The organism is Snodgrassella sp. ESL0304, from assembly GCF_013344995.1.
In the GTDB taxonomy this organism is placed as follows: Bacteria; Pseudomonadota; Gammaproteobacteria; order Burkholderiales; family Neisseriaceae; genus Snodgrassella; species Snodgrassella alvi.
Genome location: NZ_JAAEDR010000017.1, coordinates 144,776 through 167,678, shown reverse-complemented (window position 1 = coordinate 167,678; position 22,903 = coordinate 144,776). Strand labels below are relative to the sequence as shown.

General features: G+C 39.9%; 22 protein-coding genes and 1 tRNA gene. 15 read left to right on the top strand and 8 right to left on the bottom strand.

Annotated elements, in window-relative coordinates:
* Positions 1-47 precede the first annotated feature (47 nt).
* The 4 genes from GYX91_RS10425 to GYX91_RS10410 all read right to left on the bottom strand — a co-directional run bounded on the left by GYX91_RS10425 (position 48) and on the right by GYX91_RS10410 (position 2,124).
* A complete protein-coding gene (locus GYX91_RS10425; protein ID WP_037393709.1) occupies positions 48-704 on the bottom strand; it encodes a site-2 protease family protein in 657 nt (218 codons plus the stop codon).
* 65 nt (positions 705-769) lie between these two features.
* On the bottom strand, positions 770-1,390 hold the full coding sequence (locus GYX91_RS10420; protein ID WP_025331735.1) for an L-threonylcarbamoyladenylate synthase: 621 nt from the start codon (positions 1,388-1,390) through the stop codon (positions 770-772).
* 173 nt (positions 1,391-1,563) lie between these two features.
* A complete protein-coding gene (locus tag GYX91_RS10415; RefSeq protein WP_172397107.1) occupies positions 1,564-1,707 on the bottom strand; it encodes a hypothetical protein in 144 nt (47 codons plus the stop codon).
* 240 nt (positions 1,708-1,947) lie between these two features.
* A complete protein-coding gene (locus GYX91_RS10410) occupies positions 1,948-2,124 on the bottom strand; it encodes a hypothetical protein (protein ID WP_174830752.1) in 177 nt (58 codons plus the stop codon).
* 79 nt (positions 2,125-2,203) lie between these two features.
* Between GYX91_RS10410 and GYX91_RS10405 the strand changes: the two genes are divergently transcribed.
* From GYX91_RS10405 to GYX91_RS10385, 5 genes are all read left to right on the top strand, one after another.
* The gene (locus GYX91_RS10405; RefSeq protein ID WP_174830751.1) at positions 2,204-3,340 is read left to right on the top strand and encodes an RNA ligase RtcB family protein; all 1,137 of its coding nucleotides are present in this window, start codon (positions 2,204-2,206) and stop codon (positions 3,338-3,340) included.
* A complete protein-coding gene (gene prfH / locus GYX91_RS10400; RefSeq protein WP_041880010.1) occupies positions 3,340-3,948 on the top strand; it encodes a peptide chain release factor H in 609 nt (202 codons plus the stop codon). Before GYX91_RS10405 ends, prfH begins: the two co-directional genes overlap by 1 nt.
* 173 nt (positions 3,949-4,121) lie before the next feature.
* A complete protein-coding gene (locus tag GYX91_RS10395; RefSeq protein WP_025331731.1) occupies positions 4,122-4,757 on the top strand; it encodes a hypothetical protein in 636 nt (211 codons plus the stop codon).
* Positions 4,758-5,263: 506 nt separating this feature from the next.
* Positions 5,264-5,914, top strand: a complete 651-nt coding sequence (locus GYX91_RS10390; protein ID WP_025331730.1) for a DUF421 domain-containing protein — start codon at positions 5,264-5,266, stop codon at positions 5,912-5,914.
* Positions 5,915-6,116: 202 nt separating this feature from the next.
* Complete coding sequence (locus GYX91_RS10385) at positions 6,117-6,617, top strand: GNAT family N-acetyltransferase (protein ID WP_144363187.1); 501 nt, start codon at positions 6,117-6,119, stop codon at positions 6,615-6,617.
* Positions 6,618-6,976: 359 nt separating this feature from the next.
* On the opposite strand, the gene GYX91_RS10380 is transcribed toward GYX91_RS10385, so the two are convergent.
* The 3 genes from GYX91_RS10380 to mutS form a co-directional block, all read right to left on the bottom strand.
* Positions 6,977-7,669 (bottom strand): DUF2461 domain-containing protein, encoded by a 693-nt coding sequence (locus GYX91_RS10380; protein ID WP_084586028.1) that lies wholly within the window; start codon positions 7,667-7,669, stop codon positions 6,977-6,979.
* A 699-nt stretch (positions 7,670-8,368) separates the two neighbouring features.
* A tRNA-Met gene (locus tag GYX91_RS10375) sits at positions 8,369-8,445 on the bottom strand.
* A 70-nt stretch (positions 8,446-8,515) separates the two neighbouring features.
* Entirely contained in the window at positions 8,516-11,128 is a 2,613-nt protein-coding gene (gene mutS / locus GYX91_RS10370; protein ID WP_174830750.1) for a DNA mismatch repair protein MutS, read from the bottom strand.
* Positions 11,129-11,322: 194 nt separating this feature from the next.
* On the opposite strand from mutS, the gene GYX91_RS10365 reads away from it, so the two are divergent.
* From GYX91_RS10365 to rpoH, 10 genes are all read left to right on the top strand, one after another.
* A complete protein-coding gene (locus GYX91_RS10365) occupies positions 11,323-12,651 on the top strand; it encodes a murein transglycosylase A (RefSeq protein WP_238791339.1) in 1,329 nt (442 codons plus the stop codon).
* A gap of 140 nt (positions 12,652-12,791) precedes the next feature.
* Complete coding sequence (locus GYX91_RS10360; RefSeq protein ID WP_078475433.1) at positions 12,792-14,246, top strand: hypothetical protein; 1,455 nt, start codon at positions 12,792-12,794, stop codon at positions 14,244-14,246.
* Entirely contained in the window at positions 14,243-15,391 is a 1,149-nt protein-coding gene (locus GYX91_RS10355; protein WP_100126087.1) for a hypothetical protein, read from the top strand. The genes GYX91_RS10360 and GYX91_RS10355 overlap by 4 nt, the downstream gene beginning before the upstream one ends.
* Before the next feature lie 20 nt (positions 15,392-15,411).
* Positions 15,412-15,948, top strand: a complete 537-nt coding sequence (locus tag GYX91_RS10350) for an ATP/GTP-binding protein (RefSeq protein WP_078475435.1) — start codon at positions 15,412-15,414, stop codon at positions 15,946-15,948.
* Positions 15,949-15,953: 5 nt separating this feature from the next.
* Positions 15,954-16,613 carry a peptidase M23 gene (locus GYX91_RS10345; RefSeq protein WP_078475436.1) on the top strand — a complete coding sequence of 220 codons (660 nt, stop codon included), beginning with the start codon at positions 15,954-15,956 and terminating at the stop codon, positions 16,611-16,613.
* Between the two features lie 21 nt (positions 16,614-16,634).
* Positions 16,635-17,000 carry a roadblock/LC7 domain-containing protein gene (locus GYX91_RS10340; protein ID WP_025331721.1) on the top strand — a complete coding sequence of 122 codons (366 nt, stop codon included), beginning with the start codon at positions 16,635-16,637 and terminating at the stop codon, positions 16,998-17,000.
* Between the two features lie 587 nt (positions 17,001-17,587).
* Positions 17,588-18,103, top strand: a complete 516-nt coding sequence (gene ybeY, locus GYX91_RS10335; RefSeq protein WP_084550932.1) for an rRNA maturation RNase YbeY — start codon at positions 17,588-17,590, stop codon at positions 18,101-18,103.
* A 2-nt stretch (positions 18,104-18,105) separates the two neighbouring features.
* Positions 18,106-18,942: an HlyC/CorC family transporter gene (locus GYX91_RS10330; protein ID WP_025331717.1), complete on the top strand. Its 837-nt coding sequence runs from the start codon at positions 18,106-18,108 to the stop codon at positions 18,940-18,942.
* 274 nt (positions 18,943-19,216) lie between these two features.
* Positions 19,217-20,737, top strand: coding sequence for an apolipoprotein N-acyltransferase (lnt, locus tag GYX91_RS10325; RefSeq protein WP_174830783.1), 1,521 nt, complete (start codon positions 19,217-19,219; stop codon positions 20,735-20,737).
* A 229-nt stretch (positions 20,738-20,966) separates the two neighbouring features.
* The gene (rpoH, locus tag GYX91_RS10320; protein WP_084550936.1) at positions 20,967-21,815 is read left to right on the top strand and encodes an RNA polymerase sigma factor RpoH; all 849 of its coding nucleotides are present in this window, start codon (positions 20,967-20,969) and stop codon (positions 21,813-21,815) included.
* 165 nt (positions 21,816-21,980) lie between these two features.
* Here rpoH and GYX91_RS10315 read toward each other — a convergent pair whose 3' ends face one another.
* Positions 21,981-22,823: a DUF3579 domain-containing protein gene (locus tag GYX91_RS10315; RefSeq protein ID WP_174830749.1), complete on the bottom strand. Its 843-nt coding sequence runs from the start codon at positions 22,821-22,823 to the stop codon at positions 21,981-21,983.
* Positions 22,824-22,903 lie beyond the last annotated feature (80 nt).

Below are 22,903 nucleotides of genomic sequence, written 5' to 3'. Positions count from 1 at the left end.
TCAATAGAATTTTTAATAATGAAAACTACATCTGATCTCAGAAGAGATTAATCACTGAAGATATCAATTATTAATGACATCAGCGATACAATAAGATCGGTAAACGGCCACAAAATAGTCGACAGTATGCCACTTACAATCAAAAGCAGAATAATCCATGTTCCATATGGTTCGAGTTTACGGTATTCCATCGAAGCTTTTGGTGACAGAAAACTGTCAACAAAGCGTGCACCCGGTTGCGGAGGAATCGGCAGGAGACTGAAAAAGCAGAACATAGCATTAACATAAATACCCATCATTCCCATCATTGCCATTGGTTTCTGAAAATATTCCGGCACCCACTGACTGATAATCACAACAATGGTCCAGCACAGACATAAGAGCAGGTTAGCCAGAGGGCTGGCAATGGCTACCAGACGCTCTCCCTGACGTCTGTTTTTAAAATTTCGCGGGTCAATTGGTACTGGTTTGGCCCAGCCAACCATAAGAAAGCCTGACAAAAGAATCATAGTTGCCAGCGGGATAATAATTGTTCCGACAATATCAATGTATTTAGCCGGATTCAGACTCAGCCGACCCATCGTTTCAGCTGTACGGTCACCGCAAAAGCGTGCCACATAACCACAAACTGCTTCCGGGAGCGTAAGCCCAAGCAGAATCGGCAAGATTGCCAGAAGTAAGAAAGCCAGATCAAATTTCTGCAAAGTAAAATCCTTAAAATACAAATAGAAAATTCTGTATCAAAACAGTTATGATACCAGTGAAAATTTTACAAACCAAATAGTGCAGCATCCCCTTTACCCTGCCGTATCAGCGTAATATCCTCGGTCATATCAATGACGGTTGTAGGTTCAGTACCGCACCAGCCACCATCTATCACCAGATCCACTTCATGTTCGAGCTGATCCCGGATATCATAAGGGTCAGTTAACGGTTCATCATCATGAGGCAGCATCAGTGTGCATGACAGCATGGGTTCATTCAGATTCTGCAATAAAGCCAGAGCTATACGATTGTCTGGAACACGTAAACCGATGGTTTTGCGTTTTGGGTGAAGAGTACGTGCTGGTACTTCTTTGGTAGCCTGCAAAATAAATGTATAACTTCCGGGTGTTGCTGCCTTGAGCAGCCGGAACTGGCTATTATCTACACGCGCATAAACGCCCAGCTGGCTGAGATCATGACACATCAGAGTTAGATGATGTTTCTGATCAATGCCGCGTATACGTAAAATTCGCTCCATTGCCTGTTTATTGCCCGGCAGGCAGCCCAATGCATAGCAGGAATCCGTCGGATAAACAATCACTCCGCCACCACGAACAATATCTGCTGCCTGATTAATCAGTCGTTCCTGAGGATCAGTAGGATGGATAGCAAAAAACTGTGCCATAAAAATTCCTCATTTTGTATTTATCAATCTAACCAGTTATTGTAAACATAAGCCCGCCACACCAACAGAGAATAATATGTCTGACTAACTATTTATTTAGAAGTATTACCGGCAGTAAACAGCCAGCACATATTCAGACAGGTATCAGCACAAATAGAAAATTGCTGAAAAATTCAGCATTCAGCCTGAAATTCGCTACCAGTGCCGGTAAACTGTCTTATCAGAGCACATAATTTCTGTACGGCATCAATATATTGCGGCGTTACCGTTCCATTCCTGCCTGAGTTACTGCGACCATAAATATCGTTAATCCCCATTACTATGCTTCTACTGCCGTTCCGCTGACGGGCAGTAGTTCTGGCGGTTTTAACTCGGCGCAGATTTTTAAATTAATGCAGGAAACGTAGTTACCGATTAATATCAGAGTATAAATTATCAATAATGATTAATTTTTATTATTTTTAATTGAAAATAATAGTGTCAACAGTATCGGATTAATGTATTAGTGGTGAAATAACTACAAAACACTAATTATAATCAGCTCATTGACATAAAAATCACTGATTATTTTTGACTACCTGTAAAACCTGATTTACAGTACGCCACTCTGTCAAATTATCAACATTGCAACGGAAAGGAATAATTATGTTTGTACTACCTATCCCTTGCAGGTCAATCCAGGGCTGATTACATCCTGATCCTTGGCTACGGCCTGCCAATTTATTACTCAGCATGCAAATCCTGTTCATTTATGATGAACATGGCTGACTATTGCTTGCTTATTACCAAATAAAATAATTGGAATGGATCAGAATGGGCAATTCTATTCAGCAGCTGGCGGACAATATTACCCTGATAACATCACCAGAACTCTGGTTAGAGGGCGAAGCCATCCGACAGCTAGAGACAACTGCAAAACTTCCCGATATTAAATACGTTGCCGGTATGCCGGATTTACATCCCGGCCGCGGTTATCCGGTAGGTGCAGCTTTTTTTACTACCCAATATCTTTATCCGGCACTGATTGGCGGGGATATTGGCTGCGGAATGGCATTATGGCAAACCACAGTTAAAATCCGGGCAATGAATCAGGCTAAGCTGATTAAGCGTCTGGATAATATTGACCAGCCGCTATCAATCACAGAATGTACAGCTTTATGGCCGGAAATTCTGCCATTAAATAATCATACCTATGCTTCAGGAACCATTGGCAGCGGTAACCATTTTGCAGAACTGCAAATGCTGGAAACAGTTTATGCACCGGAAATCATCCGGGAGACCGGACTGGATAAACAGCACCTGCAACTGATGGTACATAGCGGTTCACGCGGGCTGGGCGGCATGATTCTGGATAAACATACCCGCCAGTACGGGCATCAGGGATTAATCGCCGATAGTCCTGCCGGTAAAGAATATCTGATGCAACACAATCTGGCTCTGGATTATGCACAGCAGAACCGCGAGCTGATTGGCAGACGTATTCTGGCTAACCTGCGTCAGGAGGGGCAAAAACTGCTGGATATCAGCCATAACTTTATAGAACCGGTAACAATCAATAAGGAGTATGGCTGGTTACACCGGAAAGGTGCTGCGCCTGCCAACAGAGGATTAGTGATTATTCCCGGTTCCCGTGGTGATTTCAGCTATCTGGTACAGCCACTGGAGACCGTTTCCTCACTATATTCTCTGGCACACGGTGCAGGGCGTAAATGGCAGCGCTCTGCCTGTAAGGGCAGGCTGGCAGAACGCTATACAGCAGAACAGCTAACCCGTACAGCACATGGCAGCAGAGTAATCTGCTGTGATCGTGAACTGTTATATGAAGAAGCCCCTCAGGCATATAAATCAATTGAAAGTGTAATCGCAGCCATGGTTCAGGCTCAGCTAATCAGACCGGTAGCACGCCTTAAACCAGTGATTACTTATAAAGTTCAGACGGAGAAGAAATAATGCAACTTTTGCAATTATCTGCTGCTTACGGACCGGCTGAATGTTGTCTTGCCGTTGTGAAAGCATTAGCACGTTTACAATATGAAGCAAAACAGAAACAGGTTGAAGTACAAGTTCTGGAACAGGAACCGGCTAAACACGGGCTGCATTCGGTACTGGTGAGCTTAGAGGGTACTCAGGCCAGCGCACTGGCTGATATGTGGCAGGGTACTATTCAATGGGTTTGTACCAGCCCTTATCGCCCACAACACAAACGAAAAAACTGGTTTATTGGAGCGAGTTGTTTTAATCCAGTTGTTCAGCAGTACTCTGATGAAATTGTATTTGAAACCATGCGTTCATCCGGAGCAGGCGGACAGCACGTTAATAAAACGGAATCAGCTGTCAGAGCAACACATACAGCCAGCGGTATTAGTGTTAAAGTGCAATCAGAGCGCAGCCAGCATGCTAATAAAAAACTAGCTGTGCTGTTGCTCCAGCATAAGCTGTTACAGCAGGAACAGCGATTACAGGCAAGCAATAAGGCGGCTCATCATAAACACCATCATCAGATAGCCCGTGGCAATCCGGTACGAATATTTACTGGCATGGATTTTAAAGCTTTGTAGTAGTAAGCAGGCAACCTGATATCTTCATAGTTGCCTGTTTTATTTTCAACATTAATCTGCCGAGTATCCGTTTAGAATAAATTTACAAAAAAAATGAATATTGACATATATCATATAAATAAATCTGGTTTTTGATAAAATAAATTAATTTACATAATTAATTAAATGTCATAATGAAAAAATATATATTAGAGCCTTATGTTGCTTTCGATCCTGATACGGCAACATATTTATTTACCAGGAATATTAAATTAGAAGAAAATCAATCACCGGCGCCTCAAATATTCCGGGAGATATTTAAAATATATTTTCCTAAAAAAATTTTTTTTAGCGGCGTAATTATTTATATCATCGATATTGCATGTTTTTATTTGCAAAAATTTTTTTTAGAGGAAAATGCAATACCTAGAACAGCTATAGAATCTATTCAGATACTCGTGATTATATTTTTACTGATATCTATAGCACAAATTGTCGGAATAATTCGTGAAATCAGAAGATTAAAAAATTTATACCAAGAAATTAACTGGCCTGCTGAATATCATTATGTGTTTTTTGAAGAAGGAATCTTAATCAAATCAGTTGACATGGAAGGTATTTTTTATTGGGATGATTTTATGAGTATTATTTTAACGTCGAATACATTAGCGTTTAATTTATGCCCGGCCGGAACCCAAAAAGGCAATATATTTATCAAACACTATCCGCGTTTACATAATTTCTATCTTTTTACTGATATAGATGAGCAAATAAAAACATTAATTACTTCAATAAGTCAGAGATATAAAAAATTAGTTGTATTTAGATAGCATTTGTTTCATTAACTGATAATGAAAACCTTTCCGTAAATTCTTAGCTGCTTTAATGCCATGATAGCTATTGGTAATCTTATCAGTGCCGTTATATAACCTGATGCGGGTAACTAAGTCTGGTTTTCTCCGCATCAGAATTCAAATTTTTAAAACCTTCGTCTGAAAATATCTGGCAAGAACGATAAAAATATAACTAAAATAATCCAGCCAAAAACAATATTGCCTTATCAAGACCAAATTTCAACCAAAAGCATTCTTAATTAATTACATAATTTTAAACAAATTAAACATTGAAATTTACCTTAAAATTACAATATAAACCATTGATAATAAATATATATTTTATTATTGTGTTTCTAATATTATAAATATTAATTACTTTAGGATATTGAGCGATATTCAGAATAATATTTTTTATTGATTTCATGATACATTTATTAAAATCAATAATTTATGTTTATTTATCTGAAGCTGCGGTTATTATTGTTTAAAAGGAACCGTTAATGAATCCCATCTATCTCAATATCATTTTCAAAATGCTGGTCGCATTTTGTATTCTGTTAGTGTATATCAACTTATCCGGTAAAGGGTCTCTGGCGCCCATTTCTGCTATTGATCAGGTAGGTAACGTGGTTTTAGGGGCAATTATTGGCGGTCCGCTATATAATCCGTCCATAAGTATTACCCTACTTATGAGTGCTTCCATTTTTTGGGCAGGATTACTGTTACTGGTACGTTACACCACATTTAAGCGCAATATTGCTAAAGATTTTGTTGACGGTACCTCTATACGCTTAATGGAAAATGGAATCGTGCTTTCACAGAATTTTCGTAAAGCAAAACTGTCTATCCGTGATTTTATTATGTTACTGCATCAGCGTGGCTACAACAGTCTGGAAGCGCTCAGTGATGTCTGGTTTGAATATAATGGTCAGATGACCGTAGTAAAAAAAGGTGATCCCTCCATGGCCGTTGTTGTAGTAGAAAATGGAGTAGTGAATTACCCAAGTTTAAAATCTCTGGGGCATGACGAAAAATGGCTGGAAAATGAGCTGAACCGGTTAGGAGAAAAACTGGATGATGTTTTTCTGGCAGAAGTGCATGATAATAAGCTTTGGGTTTATCCGGATGTGCAAAAAAGTAGCGGAAACTAGTCTGATTAAACTTAGTTTGTAAATTTTATGCCATTTATCATGTGGCATCGTATTAAGATAAAAAGTTTTTCTGATTCTTAGCTGGCTGTTACCGGCAGCAATACCCGGTATTTTGCAGTGATAATGAATTTCTCAGCAAATATGCGATAACATATCAATGTTGGTGATAATAAAGTGCAAAGTCTTGCTGGAACGAATCATAATGAAAATAGAAAACAAGTTGGGTAATGCTGCATCTGAAATCGAAGTAAAACCATACTCTCCACTCTATGCCAATGAAATATGCGATTTGTTTCATTCGACTATTCATGCTATTGATACTGATATTTATAGCAAAGCAGAGCAAGAAGCATGGTGCCCAACACCACCAGATTATCAGATGTGGTTAAAACGTTTAGATAACACTCAGCCTTGGATGGCTATCTTTGGCTCACGCCTTGCGGGGTTTATAGAACTTAAAGATGATGGTTACATAGACTGTTTTTACGTGCATCCTGACTTTCAAAAGCGTGGCATAGCCAGAAAACTCTATGACCATGTACTTAACTTGGCCCACCAGAAAAAGCTTTCACAATTAAGTGTAGATGCTTCAAAAGTGGCCATGCCAATTTTCAAAAAATGGGGTTTTATAATAAAGCAGGCTAACAAAATATCCAGAGAAAATCAGGTACTGATAAATTACCATATGTATAAACCACTTTGATTTTTATTGAGACCTCTGTTAAGTAGAAAACTTTATAAAGATAGCAGAAAATGAAATACACATCTGGTTTACCTATAATGAAGAAATAAATCCCGAATTTGCTTTGACCAACTATGTCCAATTTTTGAATTATCAGGAATTGGAGCAGTGGCAAAAATTATTCTTTAACAAGTATAAACACCAATATTGGGTAACCCGAATGTTAGTGCGTGATGTTCTGAGCAGATATCTACAAGGTATTCCAGCCGAAAATATAGAATTCAAAACTAATAATTATAAGAAGCCCTATAGCTATATTGTTTCAGAAATTAAAAGGTATACGGGAAATAATAAAAATCATTTTATATTGATGAGAATATTTATAACTTGGAAATATTCTTAATGAATTCTACATCCATTAAAAAATCATAAAGTGGTAATAATTGTTTAAAGCCTTGGGTCAGTTTATTTGGTAAATCCCTGTCAAGTATATCTTCGATATGATGACTGGTTGCCATTACAGCAATACTTTTCCGGTTGTACCATGTTGCAATCTTTTTATCCTGCTCTTTAATTAAAGGACGTTTATAACTATCACCAACAAGCTCAAACGGTTTCTTCACACACCTCATCACTTTTAAAAACACTTCCGGTTTATTCAGTATTTCTTCACGGAAAATATCCATGGTTTGTTTGGGTGCACAATAATAACCAAGCCCATATCGATAAGTATCGGGACTAATTTCAAAAAAATAGGCAGGTGCCACTTTCCAGTCGCGGCTTGGACGTTTGAATGTCAGCCATAAACGGCTGCGATAAAGAGATTTATCTTTTGAGAAACGGGTATCACGATGAATACGTGATATCGTTTTACCAATAGCCGGGCGAGTTTCAAATTCTTTGTCGATTTTCAACATTTCAGGAGTTAACTGTTCAACCAGTGCCCGAAATGGCTGTATCAATTCATGGTCATAAATTGAACGATGCTCATCAAACCACGGCTTACTATTATTAATCCGGATATCTTGTAAAAAATTAAGTCCAGCCTGCGTAAATCCGTTGAATTTATACATTAATCACCCTTTAAATATTCCAGAAAACGCACTGGATTTTCGGATTATTTACCTTATTTTTATCTTACCTAAGTAATTAAAGTTAATCCAGTATTCAGGCAGAGTAAATAAACTGGTTGAAAATTAATTTTTAATGTAATTTCTGATTACCGAGCTCATCAGAACATAACATTGCTGTTTACATTCCAGTGTTTCCGTGTCGAGTCTCATATAATTAATCTAAAATTTTACGGATATCTGATATTAATCATGGAAGCTTTGAATCAATAACCTATATTACTGAGACCTTGAAAGATTTAATAAATATCTATACCGTGCATTGATGCATGTGAAAATAATATTGTTAATTTTACAGGTTTATATGTGATTGATATGCGTAATTAAGATATTTTTCGATATCTGAAAATATCCTCAGTACAGAAAGATTTTGCATATCTTTTCTGCCTTTATATATTCAAAGCCATTAAACCTGCATTTTTGATATTGTCGCTTTACATTTATTAGTCAAATATTGAATCTGGTTGTATCAATCAGCTTGTTGTGAAGTGAATAATTAAGATAAATCGCAAAGACTAATAAAAATAAATCAGTAAAATCGGCAATCGAAAACCAGAAATATCTATTTTTAAAATAATGAAATGATGTTCAGAGAATGAATAAAACAAAATGTCCTGTTTTAAACAGGACATTTTAGTAATCTGGATGCGGGGGCAGGATTCGAACCTACGACCTTCGGGTTATGAGCCCGACGAGCTACCGTGCTGCTCCACCCCGCGTCTGGTAAGGGAGCTATTATACGGATAATTAGCCTTATGTCAACTAAAAAACCGATTTTCTATGCATTTTTTATGATGACTGATGATTTTGCCAGCAGTTCACCAGATCATAAATAGCTGCCAGTGCTGCTTTAGGTGTCAGTTCATCAGGCTTTAGTGCATTTAGCTGAGCGCATAAATCAGCAGGAATTGCCGATATAGCAACATGATTAATATCGGTATCCATCATGGTTTCTTCTTCGCTGTCTGCTGCCTGAGCCTGAAACATATCCAGTTGCGGCTGTTCGGAAGCTGCATGCTGTTCAAGTGTTTGTAAATGGCGGTAGGCGGCACTCAGTGCCCGCGCCGGCAGGCCGGCCAGTTTCGCTACTGCTATCCCATAACTTTTACTTGCCGGGCCGGATTCAATATGATGCAGAAAAACAATATCCTGTCCTTGTTCCAAAGCCGCAAGATGCATATTGAATGCGTGTGCATGCTGCTCAGGTAAGCGGGTTAACTCAAAATAATGGGTAGCAAAAAGAGTATAACTGCGATTTTTTTGCAGTAAATGTTCTGCAATGGCCTGCGCCAGAGCCAGACCATCAAAGGTAGATGTGCCACGGCCAACTTCATCCATTAATACCAGCGATTGTTCCGTTGCATGATGCAGAATATAAGCCGTTTCCGACATTTCTACCATAAAGGTAGAGCGGTTACCTGCCAGATCATCCGAAGCACCAATACGGGTAAATATCTGGTCAAATTCTCCCATTGTACAGCTGTCTGCAGGTACCGGAGCACCAATATGCGCCAGTAACACAATTAAGGCTACTTGTCGCATATAAGTAGATTTACCACCCATATTCGGGCCAGTTAAGAGCATCAGGCGCCGTTTTTCATCAAGACGCGTATCATTGGCAGTAAATTGTTTAACTTGTGCAGCCACTACCGGATGACGGCCATTTTTAATTTGTAAACATGGATAGTTTACCAATTCCGGAAAACAGTAATGTTCGGTGCATGCATATCTGGCCAGTGTATTTAATACATCCAGACTGGCTGCCGTACGGGCACAACGCTGTAATACCGGCAGTTCACTTTGTAATTGCAGCAACAGCTTGTCATATATCTGTTTTTCCCGTTCCAGTGCATTTTGCTGTGCACTTAATACTTTTTCTTCGAAATCCTTTAATTCAGGCGTGATATAACGTTCTGCATTTTTCAGAGTCTGGCGTCGCTGATAGTCTGCCGGAGCCTGTTCGGACTGTACTTTGCTCAATTCAATATAAAAACCATGCACACGATTGAATTCAACTTTCAAACTGGATAAACCTGTGCGTTCCCGTTCCCGGTTTTCCAATTGTAGCAAAAACTCATCCGCATGATTCTGTAAACGGCGTAATTCATCCAGTTCCGCATCAAAGCCATCATTAATCACCCCACCGTCGCGCAACCATATCGACGGTTCAGGCATAATCGCCATATTTAACTGTTCGGCAATAGGTGCGGCAGGTGGAAACTGTTCCAGCAGAGTTTGTATCAGGCTGCTACTCTGGCCGGATTCTTCTAAACGAAATTCTGCCAGAATGGTCAAACTATCCCGTAAAGCAGATAAATCACGAGGACGGGCACTGCCAATAGCAATTCGTGCGGCAATACGTTCAATATCAGCTACCTGATTTAGCATGGATGTTACCTGTGCCTGCTGAGAGGCTAAATCTGTAACTGCCTGTTGCCGGGCTATAATTTGCTCACGCTGACGCAATGGCTGATGTAACCATTGTGCCAGCAGACGGCTGCCCATATGAGTTGCACACTGGTCTAAAATAGAAAATAGTGTCGGTGCTTTTAAACCGCTTAAAGTCTGAGTTAGTTCCAGATTGCGGCGGGTTGCCGCATCCATACCAATATAAGCAGATTCCTGTTCCAGTGACAGGCTGTCTAAATGTTTAGGTAACTGCATTTGAGTTTGCTGCACATAGTTCAGCAAAGCACCCGCAGCACCGATTGCTGCATCATGTACTCCCGGTTGTAAACCGAAAGCACGTAAGTCCTGACTGCCAAAATAACGCTCAATCATACGGGCACCAGTATCAGCAGCAAATTGCCATGCGTGTAACCGGGTTAGTTGCCGGTCATAGCCACTAAGATTCAATTTTTCCTGAGTCTGATCAGAAAGCAGTATTTCTGCAGCCTGCAAACGTGCCAGCTCATTAGGCAATGCTTCAGGAGTAATGATTTTGCATCTGAATTCTCCGCTTTGCAGCGAAAGCCACGCTATGCCAAGCTGTTTTTTCAATAAAGAAACGGCCGCAATACGGTTGGTCTCTTTATCTTCAAGTAATGCCGTATCAGTCACCGTACCCGGTGTAACAATACGTACAACCTGCCGTTCTACCGGTCCCTTATTTGCCCCCACTTCACCCGTTTGTTCACAAATAGCTACACTTTTACCCAGTTTTACCAGCTTTGCCAGATATTGTTCGGCTGCATGATAAGGTACACCGGCCATTCTGACCGGTTCTCCGTTAATCTGTCCGCGAGTAGTCAGCGTTATATCCAGCAGACGGGCTGCTTCAACGGCATCTTCCAGAAACAGTTCATAGAAATCCCCCATCCGGTAAAACAGTAATTTGTCCTGATGTTCAGCCTTAATAGACAGGTATTGCGTCATCATCGGTGTGAGGGCGGGTTTACTCATAATGTGGAGAATATTTGAATTGATTAAAAAAACGCTATTGTAACAGAGTGTTTACATTCAGTTTATACAACGCCAAATATCACTGCCTAAAATCAGTTATTCAATAGTTCATTGTTTAAAAGCGTGACGGACTGTCATAATGGTGTAAAAATAGAGTTTATATTATCTGTATCGATTTCAATTCCTATTAAAAAATGTCAAAAATCTTGCCATCAAAGAAATTCAGCCTAATTCGCTGCTGGATGCTGTGCTTCTGTGTTTTATTTCTGAGTGCCTGTCCTCATGTCCGTAAACCTACAGATAAAATTCTTCCGGGCGAAACCGGTTCAGTAACACCGGGTAAACCATTACCCCGGAATTATGTCTTTACCCCGGGGAAAGCCGGCGTCAGCTATCGGGCTGTTTCTTATCAGGAATTGCCGCAATGGCCGATTCAGTCATTTGTTGATAGTCTGGATGCATTCAAAACCAGTTGCAGCAAACTGCAAATGCAGCCAGCCTGGCAGCCAGTATGTCAGCAGGCAGCACGTACATCCAGACATAACCAGCATGCCAGAGTATTTTTTGAAACTTATTTCACGCCATGGGAAGTCAGCCAGAACGGACAGCTGGCCGGTACTGTAACCGGCTACTATGAACCAATGCTGCCGGGCGATACCAGACAGACTGCACAGGCGCGCTTTCCTATTTATGGTATTCCCAGCGATTTTATCGTCGTTCCGCTAAATGCCGGACAGCGTCAGGGTGTTGTACGTATCCGACTTACCGGAGCAAATAGCGGCGTCATTACACCTAACGGAGATTACACCGCTAATCTGGCCTCCTTTCCCCTGAATGAGAAAACACGGGCACTAAAAGGCCGCATCAGTGGTAACCAATTGATTCCGTATTACACCCGTGCCCAGATTAATGCAGGCGCACTTAATGGAAAAGCCCCTGTTCTGGGTTATGCTAATGATCCGGTAGAATTATTTTTTCTGCATGTACAGGGGTCGGGGCAGTTAAGAACACCTGACGGCCGGATGCTGCGCCTCAGTTTTGCCGATAAAAATGACTACCCTTATGTATCAATTGGAAAATATATGGCTAACAAAGGTTATCTGCCACTTGCACAAACTTCAATGCAGGGTATTAAAGCCTGGTTACAGCAACATCCGCAGCAATTGGCTGAAGTCTTAGGGCAAAATCCAAGCTATGTCTTTTTTCGCGCATCTGCAGAGCCGGCCAGCGGACCAACCGGTGCATTGGGTGTACCCCTTACCAAAGGATATTCTGCTGCTGTCGACAGCCACTTTATGAATCTGGGTGCCCCGTTATTTGTTGCTACTACCCATCCCGCTAATGGTTTTGGTTTAAACCGGTTAATGATGGCGCAGGATACCGGTAGTGCCATTAACGGTGCAGTAAGAGTAGATTATTTCTGGGGTTATGGCGATGAAGCCGGTGCTTTGGCGGGTAAAATGAAATACCCCGGATACGTCTGGCAACTATTACCTAACGGAATGTTGCCCCAGGTTAAATAAAAATCTGGCGAACAAATGCAAGCTAAGGTAAAATAGTTACAGTATTGACAATTGTATGTGAAGCGTTACCGTAAATGAAAAACATGCATTTAACCATGCGCTCATGCATCTGGCAACTAATTATAAAAGGGATGTAAATTATGGAATTATATTTACCTATTGCCCTTTTGGTTATCTTGCTGGCTGTATTGCTCGTGCTGAAAAAGCGGCAGAAAGCGGCAGGACAAGGCAAAAGTAAAAGTTCGGTCCGCAAAAAGCAATCCGCATCTAAACAAAATAAAAAGACAGGTAAACAGGCTGCTGAAGCCCAGAATACATCCGAGAATGAGGATGCTTCAGCTTCTCTGGAGGATGAGGATTGGGACTGGCAGTTAACCACCAGTCCGGATAAATCCACGGTTTCTGTCGCTACTGTAGATCATCTTACTGAATATAAAGTTTATAAACAGTTTGGTTATTTTCAGAAAGCAGCTGATTCACTCGGTGCATATCTGGAGCAGAATATTGCCCAGCAGAGTCCTGCAATGGCAAATACTCTGGTCAATGAACTGGCTGCATTATGCTTAGATGCCAAAAATTCAGATAAACTTGCTGAAGTAATTGATCAATATCGTAATTATTTCCAGCGGCCTGAATTAGAAAATCTGATTCGCCAAGGACTTGCACTAGATGAAAATCATCTGGGTCTGCGCGTGCTTGCAGAAGATTTGCTGCAATGGGATGTCAAGGAAACAGAAAAAGAAGTAGGCATCAATCAGGATAAAAAACCTGAAGATGTTCGACCTGAAGCAGAATCCTCTGCTAATAAACAGAATGCTGAGGAGCAGCCGCACGAACTGCTGGTAGAAGGTAATCTAGGTAACTTTAAAATTCGCGGTGATGAGCGTGATGTTCTGCTGAGTTTTTCCAAACCCGAAAACAGTTACGTGTTGCTGAAAGAACAGTTGCCCTATGATGCAGCTATTCGCTGTCTAAATAAAGCAATTAAAACATCCAGAAAACCAGCAGGTATGATTATTGATGCTCTGGTGCTGGATTACAGACATAATAATATCAATGTGTTTGCACAGCATTTATGGCGTTTGTATTATACTTTGGGCCAATACGGTAATGTCGTAAAAGAACGTATGCTGGGTTGGGGATACAGTCTGGGTGATCATCCAATGTTTGAAAAGTTGGAGACTAAGCCTAGCGAAACGATATTGCGTGATATTGGCGTGACTCAGGGTTATCTGCCTGTGAATAGCAGTGCCCTTAAAGCTAAACGCCTGTCATTGGTTGATAAAGCATCTTCAGAGAATGACGTGGCCGAAACACCTGCAGAACTTGTATTGCGGGATGTGGAATCGCTGCTTACCTTTGGTCAGTTTGATGAAGCAATGGATTTATTAGAAAAATCAGTCCTGCTTTATCCGCAAGAGTCTCAGCTTTACATTACTTTATTTGACTTATATGAACGTGCAGAAGAATGGTCACGTCTGGAAAAAATGTTACAGGTAATTCGTGCTGAAATTCAGACGCCACCTGAAGAAGTTGTACTTGCTATGAGTCAATTATTGAAACGTATTAACCACGGTGGTGTGCAAAATCAATGATGAACAATTCAATACCCAAAGTAAAAACTGCCTATGTTTTGCTCGTCAATGTGGATGATCGCCAGACAGCCATGTTGCGCATGGCATTTAAGATGTACAATAGTGTAAATTACCAGTTAGTTCAGCCTGAAGATAATTTACAGCCCGAACTGGTTTTGGTTGATGGTGATGCTGACGACGGCGAAGAGCTCTGGCATAAGGCAAAAAAGAAATTTCCTGATGCTGTGGTAGTCTTTTTTGGTCGTAATGCACCATCTTTTACAGCACCTTACCTGATGAAACCTATCCGATTCGATACGCTGTTTCAGCATCTGCGTAATTTGCAGCAGGGGAACGGGGTCTGGCTTGCTGATAAAGCAGCTGCACAAAAAGAATCAGTTAGTGAAAAAATTGAATCAAATGCTGAACATAAGGCAGACAAAGTTGCTGAGCATGCACATCAGTCGGTAACTGTAGTGCGCTTTCATACTCAGGGAACCTTACTGGGTATAGTACAAAAGCTTGCTCAGCAAACTGAAGATACAGCAATTCTGTTTAATAATAAGCCTGTATTAATTGTATTTCCCAGCATTGAAAGAGTATTACTGGCAGCTGAAAGTGATTTTTTGCAACAATTGTGTATGCAAACTGATGCAGAATGGCAGACTAAAACTGTACCTGCATCCGCATCAACAGCACAGTTGCATGATAAAGCTAAGCTAACCTTACAATCCTGTATTTGGCAGTTATCAATCTGGACAGCACGCGGTCGTCTGATTGAGCCTATTACGCCGGATACAGTGATCAGACTGAAAGCATGGCCAAATATGACTCGTCTGGCTTATTTGCCTGAAGCCATGCGTCTGTCAGCTTTTTTGGTGCGTACGCCTGTGGCACTGAATACTTTATATAAGTTATTACCAGTTTCTTTAGAAGATGTTTTAAACTATATAGCAGCTACATATTCAATTGGTGCCCTGATTATTGAGCAGCAGTTGACTCCTCCTGCTACACAACAGGAGAAAGAAATGGTTCTGACAAGAAAAGCACCACAAGCTGCTAAACCAGCAAGTGGTACACAAGAGGCAGAATATGATGAGAGCGATAAAGACAAGCCGAAAGGTGGTTTACTGGCACGTTTGATGGGTCGCTTGCGTGGCAATTAATACCTAAGCAGGGAGTAATCATGGTTGAAAATAAAATTATATTTACCGGCCCGGTTGGGGTGGGAAAAACGACTGCCATTGCTGCATTATCGGATGATCCTCCGGTACAGACTGATGCCAGTGCGTCGGATATGACACAGGATAGAAAAGGTCATACTACTGTAGCCATGGATTATGGTGTTATTCGGCTTGATGAACATACAAAAGTTCATTTATATGGTACACCTGGTCAAGAACGTTTTGACTTCATGTGGAGTATTTTAAGTAAGGGGAGTATGGGTTTAATTCTGCTGCTGGATAATACCCGCCAGAATCCATTAAAAGATTTGAAATTTTTTCTTACCTCTTTTCATGATTTACTGGATGAGGCTCCGGTTGTCGTTGGTGTAACTAAAATGGATATCAATCCTCAGCCGGGCGTGGATGTTTATCAGCAGTATTTGGCGCAGCATAAACTTAATGTACCTGTTTTTGAGGTAGATGCCCGTAATGAAGATGATGTAAAACAACTGGTTACTGCTATGCTGTACTCAATTGATCCAGGTTTAGAAGGGTAGTTAGTATGGAATCTACATTACAGCTACATCATGATTTGTATCCTAAAGTGATGCCAGCCGGTGCATTTTATGCGGTATCCAGCCCCAACCAGAGTGCCAGTCGTATGTTGCTGGCCAATATTCTGCAGGCGGATATTAATGCGAAGTTAACCGAAGAGCGTTTGAAACGATGGGCTGAAACAGATGATGTTCACACAGCGTTGAATTTGTTATATCGCTTACAACGTCTGGAATTCTTATACGGAGAGGCTAAGCCCAGTTCTCAGCTGGTTAAAGTTACCTCTGATGAATTTGAAAACATTCTGGGGCAGCTATCAGACAGCCATAAAGCACTGTTGGTAGATCAGGATGGTTTTTATTTTGCTAATGTCGGTTTTAATCATGAAACTGCCGAAGAGGTAGCTAATCTGGCTAGTGAGGCTACACGCCTGACAGAAAAACACAGTTTACTGATTAAAAATAACCTTAATATCTACAACAACGCTATCGGGATATGTGATCCTGCCGGTCAGAGTGAATTAACATTCTTCCCTCTGTATATAGGCAATACCAAAAATATTTTGGTAACAGCAGGATTGCCGCTACTAAATGGTGAAGCTTTTGTCACGATGGTACGTGGTCTGTACGTATTGGCGGGTGAAGACATTCATGTGGTAAATGAATAACATCAATAGAAAGACATCAAGATGCAAGAACAATTACTGGTTTCGGTATTAAGTGATTTAAACAGCTCTTCGGCTGATATTACCGCATCTGCTGTAATTTCCTCCGATGGTCTGCCGGTAGCAACCTTGTTACCGAATGGTGTTGATCCAGACCGCGTTGGTGCAATGGCAGCAGCTCTGCTTGCTTTGGGTAACCGTACCTCCCGTGAGTTACAGTGTGATGAACTCGAACAGGTTATGGTAAAGGGTAAACATGGTTATATTCTGCTAATTCAGGCAGGTGAGACCAATGTGCTGGCAGTTACTGCTAACGAAGGCGCTAAGCTTGGCCTCATTTTATTGGATGCCCGCCGCGCAGCACGTAGTATTGTAGATATTTTACGCTAAATTATCATATATAATGAAAGCCCTGTTTTCATATATTTAAGCAGGGTGAGTAATTTTATATCAAAGAGGTAAATTGATAAGTAGCTTAGAATAGCAGTATATTTTAAATTATTTAAAGCAATCAATTTACCAGATGTCTTTTGCCATAAGTATATTCATATTTGAATAAAAGATTGAATTTACTTATGGATTTTGTTTATTGGCGAAAGAAATAGTCTTAATTATTCATTAATCAGCTATATCTATTAGTGAAATGTCAAAATATTGTTTTTTTAAAGCCTAGTATTCATTAACTACTGAAATAATAAATATCTTAATCTTAAAATAATAACTAAATTATTTTTAAAAACACTGAATAAAAAATTTTAGAAAAGAATTCCAATAGATCATTCCTACAATTGTATATAAATAATACTATGCACTAACACAGGATAAATAAATTCTTATTGGTCAGATTTTTAATACGAATAGTAGTAATTAGAATGAAATATCAGATTTTTAAGGTAATTAAAACGAAATAGGAGTAGTTAGTGCATTTATCAGTAGCACTTGCTAAAATATATCCATTAGGATCCAAAATAAATTAGATGAAAATTGCCAAAAAAAAGCCGGTTTTACAGCATTTGAATCAAATATTCAGTTTAAATGTCGATAATCGCAGTAATGCCAGCCTTGTTCCGACTTATAGACAGTGGCGGCAATGGATATGGCAAACGTGTAAGAATAGTTATAACCGAGCCAATATTGCCATATTACTATGTAATGAAGATGCGGCATGCCAATTTAATCATAATTATCGAAACAAAAATTATGCAACTAACGTTCTGAGTTTTGCACTCAATGAAGGTGAGAGTATGTATTTACCTAACTGCTCAGAACTCAATGGTGATCTGGTTTTTTGTCCGCAGGTGATAGAAAAAGAAGCAGCTGATCAGCATAAATCAGTAATAGCGCATTACGCTCATCTTACTGTCCATGGTGTTTTACACCTGATGGGCTATGATCATATTGATGATGATGAAGCAGAAATTATGGAAGCGCTTGAAATTCGTATTCTGCATCAGTTAGGATATACCAATCCCTATATACAGGATGAATATTGATTATGGACGAAAGTTCATCGAAACCCGGATTTTTTGAGCGACTGGTTAATCGTATATCTGGAGAGACGCCGGATACTGAAGAAGACGTACTGCAAACCTTGCGGGAAGCCCATGAACGACAGGTTTTTGATGCAGATACCTTACAATGTCTGGAAAATGTACTGGACTTCGCTGATCTGGAAGTACGCGACGCGATGATAACGCGCAGCCAGATGGATGTGATTAAGATTGATGATTCATTAGACAAAATTATTACTTATATCATTGATACTGCTCATTCTCGTTTTCCGGTAATTGGTGAGGATAAAGATGAAATTCTGGGTATCCTGCATGCAAAAGATTTACTCAAATACTGGAATAAAACAGAGCATTTTCAGCTAGAGCAAATATTACGTCCTGCTGTATTTGTTCCGGAGGGTAAATCACTGAATACATTGCTGAAAGAATTCCGTGAGCAACGTAATCATATGGCTATTGTTGTTGATGAATATGGCGGTACTTCCGGACTGGTGACATTTGAAGATGTAATAGAGCCTATCATTGGTGATATCGAAGATGAATTTGATGAAGATGATAGTGCTGATAATATTTTTGCAGTGTCTGCTGAGCGGTTTCGCGTTAATGCGGTGACAGAAATAGAAGATATCAATGCATTCTTCGGTACTGATTATTCTGATGAAGAAGTAGACACTATTGGTGGTCTGGTTATTCAGGAAATAGGCCACATGCCAGTACGAGGTGAAAAAATTACCATTGGTAAATTAAACTTCACAATAGCCCGGGCTGATGCACGGCGCTTACAGACACTAATGGTAACTGTTAAACATGATGTAGATTAGTATACTTAATGCGTTTGCGCATTGAAAATTTTTTTATTTACATTGTTTTAGCTACAGAAACATAGAGATAGCTTATCAATCCGTATTTTATAGAAGGCAATATTTATGGTAATTAATCATATATTGTATTGAAAATATATTATTAAAATATAATGAATATTGATGTTTGCCATTAATGGCTAATGTAATTATTAAATTTTAATTTAGCTGTCTAAAAGCTGCGGAGATTTATGTGACTGCTCAACCGGAGATAGCTGCACAACATTCTTCTGCTATGAAGTGTCATGCTATTTTAGCTAAAGCATGGGTGTACTGGCCGTTATTATTCATATCTGCGGTTCTGGTACCATTTACCTTTGCTCCTTATTATCATTATTGGTTATTACCAGTTTTACTGGCGGTATTGCTGATTTTGCAGAGTGTACGGCCACAATGGCGTATCAGGACAGCCTATCTGTGGGCATTAACTGCATATACATCATTACTCTACTGGATAGATATTGCTTTACATGATATTGCCGGATTAGCGCAAATTTGGGCCTGGCCGCTGACATTGATATTACCTGCTTATTTGGCTATTTATCCTGCTATAGTATTCTGGTTACTGGGTAAATTCAGGTTTTCAGGCACTATTTGCCATACTATTGTATTGCCTTTGTTATGGTGTCTGGCTGAATTTGTCCGTGAACGTGCACTAACAGGTTTTGGCTGGGGCATCTGGGGTTATAGCCAAATAGCAGATTCGGCTCTGGCCGGTTATGCACCAGTGGGTGGTATTTTTCTGGTTACACTGGTTACTGTAGCCAGTGGTGCCTGGCTGGCTGAGTTGGTACTGGCAAAAAGCTGGAGAGTAAAGATTAGCTGTGGTGTTGCATTAATAAGTGTATGGTTGCTTGGAGCAATATTATTACAGTTTCACTTTACACAGTCAGATGGCACTCATGCCAGGATTGCTCTGGCACAAGGCAATATTCCGCAGTCATTCAAATGGGATGAGCGGTCATTACAGCCAACATTACAACGTTATTTTGATCAGATAGCCAGTACCCATGCAGATATTGTTATTTTGCCAGAAACAGCGATTCCGGTAATGCGTCAGGATATGCCTGCTGAACTATTAGATGAATTTACTCAGCTTGCGCGCAGCCATGGTTCTGCACTCGCCGTGGGTATTCCGCAATATACGGCAGATGGAACCGGTTATCAAAATGCAGTGATTAATTTTACAGCTACTCCTGTAACAGCCGGATTACCTTTCTATGCAAAAAATCATCTGGTTCCGTTTGGTGAGTATATTCCTTTTCCGGCTTTACTGGGCTGGCTGTATAGTAAGATGGACATGCCACTGGTCGGTTTTTCTGGTGGTGGCATAGGACAAATGCCTTTACAACTGGCTAATCAGCGTATTGCATTTAATATTTGTTATGAAGATGGTTTCGGAGATGAACTAATTGCTACAGCCAAACAGGCGAGTTTACTGGCAAATGTAAGCAATATGGCCTGGTATGGAAAGTCACATGCTATGCAGCAGCAATTACAGCAATCTCAGGCACGTGCATTAGAAACAGGGCGCTATATGGTTCGTGCAACCAATACAGGAATGACTGCAATTATTAATCCTAAAGGGAAAGTTGTGGCACAACTCAAACCTGATACTGCATCTGTATTAGAAGGTGAAATATCCGGTTATAAAGGTAGTACACCCTATATGCGACTCGGAAGCAGCTGGTCTTTGGCTTTGATCAGTCTGTTTTTACTGTTAATACTAGGTATTTATGGACATTATCGCCATTGAATAAACCAAACTAATGCGTATAATGATAAATTTATACAATCATAATTTTGAATATACATTATTTTTCCTATAATGAACAAATCATAAATAGTAATTGAAGTACAGTAATATTTTAATTACAATGATAAATTATTAACTCAGTTATTAATTGTTTTCCTGCAATAAACAATGTGTTATTGTAGGGAGCGAAAAATAATTAAATAGCTGGGCACACAGAGAAAGGACAGGCATGAATACCGCTTTTGCATTACCCGTGCTGACCGGGCATGGTAGTTTGGAGCAATACATTCATACCGTAAACAATATTCCTATGCTTTCTCCTGAGGAAGAACAGGATTTGGCGGTACGCCAGACCGAAGGGGATTTAGAGGCTGCAAAAAAACTGATTTTGTCCCACTTGCGTGTAGTCGTTTCTATCGCTCGTGGTTATGATGGTTATGGTCTGAATCAGGCTGATTTGATTCAGGAAGGCAATATTGGTTTGATGAAAGCGGTAAAACGCTTTCAGCCAAGTCGTGGCGTACGTTTATTTTCGTTTGCGGTACATTGGATTAAAGCTGAAATACACGAATTTATTTTACGTAACTGGCGTTTGGTACGTGTAGCTACTACTAAACCACAGCGTAAATTATTCTTCAATTTACGCAGTATGCGCAAATCTATGGCTGCGTTAAGTAACAAAGAAGCACAGTCGATTGCTGATGATTTAGGTGTGAAACTGTCTGAAGTTCTGGAAATGGAACAGCGGATGACAGGTAAGGACATGTCGCTGCTGGCAGAAAATGATGATGAGGATAATTTTGCACCGATAGACTGGCTGACTGACAGTACTACAGAACCAACACAAGTACTGGCGCAGCAGGCGCATTATACTCTGCAGACCGAAGGTTTGCAGAATGCACTGGCTAAACTGGATGATCGCAGCCGGCATATTGTTGAAAGTCGCTGGCTGGCAGATGATGGTGGATTAACCTTGCATGACCTGGCTGGTGAATATGGTGTATCTGCAGAACGTATCCGCCAGATTGAAGCCAAAGCTATGCAGAAATTGCGTGGCTATCTTTCTGAAAAAGAATGAGATTTATATCGTGCTATTCAGAAATATGAAAATAAATTCAATCTGATTTGTGTATTTTAAAAACAAATTAACTGAAGATAAATTTGCTATCTTGATAGCTAATATGCGGATAAAAAATACAGGATATGAAATATCCTGTATTTTTATATGTTATGAAGATGTTATTTAATCAATTTTTTGGCTGAATTTATGGCTGCATAATGTAAAACCGTTTTTCAGATATAAATGATGCATATTGCTACTATCCGAAGATACATTTGAATCAGCATGAATACTGCTACAGTGTTCATTTATTGCAATTGTTTTCAATGTTTTGAAAATCTGGCTAGCCTGCTCATCAGCTATGGGTAAATGAAGGCTGGCTAAATCATCAATATGTATATGGCGTCCAGAAGCAAAGTTAGTCACAATTCGAAAGCCACAAACGGTCACGGCATTCTGTTTACCTTCTTCAAATATTCCCAAAAGACGATAACCTTCGGTCTGCTGAATTTTGACCAGATCCTGAAACTGAGCTATATCACGAATATTGGGATGCAACAGATGCAAAGCTGCAAAAGCAGAACTAGTCTCTGCAGGAGTCAGTTCACGTAATTGATTAACCGGAACCTGTAGTTCTATTTCTATTTCTGTTTGAATTGTATTTAATTGTGTTTGTGCTGTTTCTGCATTTTTCTGAGATACAGCATCGGTGAGTGTAATTTGTTTATGTTCCTGTTCTTCTAATAAAGATTTGCAATCCAGAATACGTAGGTCGTTATCACGGGCAAAGTCCATCAGAAAATTGAATGCTGTGCTGCTGATTTCTTCCAGTTTACGATCAACGGCAACACAACGAATATTATCTATTAAAATAGGACGAACCCATTGATGATAAGACAGACGATGTCCCTGATCAAAAGAGGACAATATACCGCATAAACGCTCGGCCCAGTCACTGGGACGAAAACGTTTATTATTATTAGTCATACCCTGGATAACGATTTCATACGGATTGCAAATTAGCATGTTGACCTCTTGATAGAAACATGAAGTTTCAATAATGCATATATTTATTTTTACTGTCGTGATTAATTATACCTGATACG

Coding starts and splice junctions, on each gene's coding strand:
- GYX91_RS10420 (WP_025331735.1), bottom strand. CDS start 1,390: ATGGCACAGTTTTTTGCTATCCATCCTACTGATCCTCAGGAACGACTG.
- GYX91_RS10415 (WP_172397107.1), bottom strand. CDS start 1,707: ATGGGGATTAACGATATTTATGGTCGCAGTAACTCAGGCAGGAATGGA.
- GYX91_RS10410 (WP_174830752.1), bottom strand. CDS start 2,124: ATGCTGAGTAATAAATTGGCAGGCCGTAGCCAAGGATCAGGATGTAAT.
- GYX91_RS10405 (WP_174830751.1), top strand. CDS start 2,204: ATGGGCAATTCTATTCAGCAGCTGGCGGACAATATTACCCTGATAACA.
- prfH (WP_041880010.1), top strand. CDS start 3,340: ATGCAACTTTTGCAATTATCTGCTGCTTACGGACCGGCTGAATGTTGT.
- GYX91_RS10395 (WP_025331731.1), top strand. CDS start 4,122: ATGAAAAAATATATATTAGAGCCTTATGTTGCTTTCGATCCTGATACG.
- GYX91_RS10390 (WP_025331730.1), top strand. CDS start 5,264: ATGAATCCCATCTATCTCAATATCATTTTCAAAATGCTGGTCGCATTT.
- GYX91_RS10385 (WP_144363187.1), top strand. CDS start 6,117: ATGAAAATAGAAAACAAGTTGGGTAATGCTGCATCTGAAATCGAAGTA.
- GYX91_RS10380 (WP_084586028.1), bottom strand. CDS start 7,669: ATGTATAAATTCAACGGATTTACGCAGGCTGGACTTAATTTTTTACAA.
- mutS (WP_174830750.1), bottom strand. CDS start 11,128: ATGAGTAAACCCGCCCTCACACCGATGATGACGCAATACCTGTCTATT.
- GYX91_RS10365 (WP_238791339.1), top strand. CDS start 11,323: ATGTCAAAAATCTTGCCATCAAAGAAATTCAGCCTAATTCGCTGCTGG.
- GYX91_RS10360 (WP_078475433.1), top strand. CDS start 12,792: ATGGAATTATATTTACCTATTGCCCTTTTGGTTATCTTGCTGGCTGTA.
- GYX91_RS10355 (WP_100126087.1), top strand. CDS start 14,243: ATGATGAACAATTCAATACCCAAAGTAAAAACTGCCTATGTTTTGCTC.
- GYX91_RS10350 (WP_078475435.1), top strand. CDS start 15,412: ATGGTTGAAAATAAAATTATATTTACCGGCCCGGTTGGGGTGGGAAAA.
- GYX91_RS10345 (WP_078475436.1), top strand. CDS start 15,954: ATGGAATCTACATTACAGCTACATCATGATTTGTATCCTAAAGTGATG.
- GYX91_RS10340 (WP_025331721.1), top strand. CDS start 16,635: ATGCAAGAACAATTACTGGTTTCGGTATTAAGTGATTTAAACAGCTCT.
- ybeY (WP_084550932.1), top strand. CDS start 17,588: ATGAAAATTGCCAAAAAAAAGCCGGTTTTACAGCATTTGAATCAAATA.
- GYX91_RS10330 (WP_025331717.1), top strand. CDS start 18,106: ATGGACGAAAGTTCATCGAAACCCGGATTTTTTGAGCGACTGGTTAAT.
- lnt (WP_174830783.1), top strand. CDS start 19,217: ATGAAGTGTCATGCTATTTTAGCTAAAGCATGGGTGTACTGGCCGTTA.
- rpoH (WP_084550936.1), top strand. CDS start 20,967: ATGAATACCGCTTTTGCATTACCCGTGCTGACCGGGCATGGTAGTTTG.
- GYX91_RS10315 (WP_174830749.1), bottom strand. CDS start 22,823: ATGCTAATTTGCAATCCGTATGAAATCGTTATCCAGGGTATGACTAAT.